At 73.9% G+C, this 3,444-nt stretch carries 4 protein-coding genes; all 4 read left to right on the forward strand.

Annotation, left to right across the window (positions count from 1 at the left end; all coding sequences use genetic code 11):
- Nucleotides 1–893, forward strand: an 893-nt coding sequence (locus tag H0X00_RS22690) for a gamma-butyrobetaine hydroxylase-like domain-containing protein (RefSeq protein ID WP_293775058.1), incomplete at its 5' end; no start/stop codon positions are given.
- Nucleotides 894–934: 41 nt separating this feature from the next.
- The gene (locus H0X00_RS22695; RefSeq protein ID WP_293775059.1) at nt 935–1,687 is read left to right on the forward strand and encodes a VOC family protein; all 753 of its coding nucleotides are present in this window, start codon (nt 935–937) and stop codon (nt 1,685–1,687) included.
- A gap of 32 nt (nt 1,688–1,719) precedes the next feature.
- A complete protein-coding gene (locus H0X00_RS22700) occupies nt 1,720–2,511 on the forward strand; it encodes a carotenoid biosynthesis protein (RefSeq protein ID WP_293775060.1) in 792 nt (263 codons plus the stop codon).
- Nucleotides 2,508–3,444: glycosyltransferase (locus H0X00_RS22705; RefSeq protein WP_293775061.1), on the forward strand; the 937-nt coding region annotated here is incomplete at its 3' end. The genes H0X00_RS22700 and H0X00_RS22705, both read left to right, overlap by 4 nt.

The following is a 3,444-nucleotide window of genomic DNA, read 5'->3' on the forward strand; positions in this document are numbered from 1 at the left end:
TCTATTCACCTTCTGCGGAGGTGCGCGGCCACGGACGCGGCCAGGAAGTGCTGCAGACCGGAAAGCGCGACATCACCATCGCGGAGGTCGAGGCGGTCGGCCACTACGCGATCCGGCCGAAGTTTTCGGACGGTCACGACACCGGCATCTTCTCGTGGGATTACCTCTACGAGATCGGTGAGGATCAGGACGAGCTATGGATACGGTATCTCGACCTGCTCGCCGCCGCGGGCGCGGAACCGGCCGGGGTCCGCGCGCGGATCCGGGTCGGCGACGGGATCGGGGCCGTGGTCCGGCTCGCCACCGAAGCCCTGCCGGCCTACCCGAGCGCCCCTGCCGACGCGCTGCACGGGATGCAACTGCTGGTCACCGACCGGGCGGAGTTGCGCGCCGCCTACGCGGACTACCTCGCCGCCCGGCCGCCGGACCGCCCAGCCGTACTCGCCCTCACCCCGACCTCACAGGATCCGTCGCTGGCCCCGCCGGGCCGGCACACCGTGACGTTGTGGGCCCAGTGGCACCGCTACGACCTCGCCGAACACCACTGGGACGCACTCAGGAAGGTCACCGGGGAGTCCGCGATCGCCCGACTCGAGGCGGCTGCGCCCGGCTTCGCGGCCGGCGTCCTGGACACCCACGTGCAGACTCCGCTCGACCTCGAGCGCGAGCTCGGGTTACGCCGCGGAAACGTGATGCACGTAGAGATGGCCCTGGATTCGATGTTCGCGCTACGGCCGGTTCCGGAGCTCTCGGGTTACCGTGGGCCCCTGCCCGGCCTCTACCTCACCGGCGCCTCCACCCACCCGGGCGGCGGTGTGTTCGGGGCCTCCGGGCGTAGTGCGGCGAAGATCTTGGTCAAGGACCTACGCCGGGGACGAAGGAACCGGAAGTAGGCTGCCGACGCGTCCACGGGCGCGGAGAAGGGGAGACGGTCGTGACCTACGTCGACAGCTACGCCGCCGGCATGCCGTGCTGGGTGGACGTGGCCTGCCACGACGCCGCCGCGGGCAAGGACTTCTACACCGAGTTGTTCGGCTGGGACTCGGTCGACGACGAGGACGGCTTCGCCACGTTCAACCTCGACGGCCGGCCGGTGGCCGGCCTCGGCCCGTGCCAGGCCGGCACGCGCCCGAGCTGGAACGTGTACGTCGCGGTGAGCAGCGTCGACGCGGCCGTCACTGCGGTCAAGGGCGCCGGTGGAACCGTGCTCGCCGGCCCGGGCGACATCCTGAATCTGGGTCGCGGCGCCGCCTGCACCGATCCGCAGGGCGGCGTGTTCACGCTCTGGCAGGCCCGCGACCACCTCGGCGCGCGGGTCACCCGGGTGCCCGGTACCTGGTACTGGTCGGACCTCGTCACCCCCGACATCCCGCGCGCCGCGGCGTTCTACACCGCCGTCTTCGGCTGGGCGGTGCGCGGCGCCGACCCGTCCGGCTCGACCGGTGCGGTGGCGATGCTGGGACAGCAGGGCGTGGCCGGGTTCTCCCCGCTGCCGGCCGGCGCGGCGCCGGGGCCGTACTGGTCGGTGACCTTCCAGGTCGCCGACGTGGACGGAACCGCCGAGCAGGCCGGCAAGCTCGGGGCCACCGTGGCGGTCGCCCCGATGGACGTCCCCAACGTCGGTCGTTTCGCTGCGATCGCCGCCCCCGGACGGGAGACCTTCTCCATCCTGCGGCCCTTCGGGTGAGCAGGCTCGGCTGAACGGATTCGGCTGAGCTGGTGAGTGGACATCGGCCCGGGCTGCTGCGCGCCGCCTGGGCCCTGGTGGCGGCCGCCGTGGCCTGCCAGATCGCCTACCCGCTGGTCGAGGGCACCGCTCGCGACCGGCTGACCGTCACCACCGTGGTGGTCACTTTCGCTGCGGTGGCCGGCCACGCGGTGTTCCGGTTCGGGGCCGGGGTCGCCGCGGCGTCTCTCGGTCTGGTGCTGGCGGTGGCGGCCGGCGTCGAGACCCTCGGTGTGCATACCGGCGTGCCCTTCGGGGACTACGACTACGGCCCCGGGCTGGGCCCCGAGCTCGCGGGCGTGCCGGTGGTGATCCCGGCGGCCTGGGCGATGACGGCCTACCCGGCCCTTCTGGTCGCGCGTCACCTGACGCGGCGTCACGGACGGCGGATGACCGCCCTCGTGGCCGGCTGGGCGGTGGCCAGCTGGGACGTCTTCCTCGACCCCCAGATGGTCGAGGAGGGTTACTGGCGCTGGGCCGATCCTGACCCGGCCCTGCCCGGCTCTCCCGACGTCCCGCTCACCAATTACGTGGGCTGGCTGGTGGTCTCGGTGTTGCTGATGGCGGTCCTGGACCAGGTGGTGCCCGACGCTGTTCAGGGCTCCCCCGACGACGGTGACCTGCTGCCCGGCGTGCTGTACCTGTGGACCTACGCCGCGCAGGTGCTCGGCAACCTGGCCTTCTTCGACCGGCCCGCGGTGGCGCTGCTGGGCGGGCTCGCGATGGGCGCGGTGGCGATCCCGTACGCCCGCACGCTGCCCGTCCTCGCCGGCGCCCGCACGTGACCTCTCCCGTCAGCGCCGCCGTCGCGGCGGGTACCGCACTGGCCGTCGGTGGCGCCGCCCTGGCCGCGGCGAACGTGGCCACCGTCCGGGTGGCCCGGACCGACGCCCCGGACGTCCCGGACCACCTGACCGTCTCGGTGCTGCTGCCGGTCCGCGACGAGGCCGCCGGCGTGGCGGCGTGCCTGACGGCGCTGCTCGCCCAGCAGGGCGTCCCGCGCCTGGAGATCCTCGTCCTCGACGACGGGTCCGCCGACGGCACCGGCGACATCGCCCGGGCTGTCGCCGGCCCCGACCCGCGGGTGCGGGTGCTGACCGGGGGTCCGCTCCCACCCGGCTGGCTCGGCAAGCCGTACGCCTGTGCCCGGCTGGCGGCGCACGCGGCCGGCGATCTGCTGGTGTTCGTCGACGCCGACGTGATCCTGCATCCGCGGGCCATCGCGGCCGCGGTCAGCCTGCAGGCCCGGTCCGGGCTGGCCCTGCTGTCCCTGATGCCCCGTCAGCTTGCCGAGACGCCGGCCGAACGGCTGGTGCAGCCGCTGCTCGCCTGGAGCTGGCTGTCCACGTTGCCGGTGCGCCCGGCCGAGCACTCGCTGCGCCCGTCCACCGCGGCCGCGATCGGGCAGTTTCTCCTCGTCGAGCGCGACACCTACGCCGCGATCGGCGGTCACGGAGCGATCCGCGCCGCGGTGGTCGACGACATCGAACTCGCCCGCGCCGCCAAGCGGGCCGGGCACCGCTCCGGCATGGCGGTCGGCTCCGCCGTCGCCTGCTGCCGGATGTACGCCGGCTGGGACGAGCTCCGCGCCGGGCACACCAAGTGGTTGTGGGCGGCGTTCGGCCGCGACGGGCGCCTGATCCCGGCCGCCGCCATGTGCGGGGTGCTCGCCCTGCTCGGACCGGTCCCGGCCGCCGCGGCCCTGCGCGGGTCCCGGG

Source organism: Sporichthya sp., assembly GCF_013815995.1.
In the GTDB taxonomy this organism is placed as follows: Bacteria; Actinomycetota; Actinomycetes; order Sporichthyales; family Sporichthyaceae; genus Sporichthya.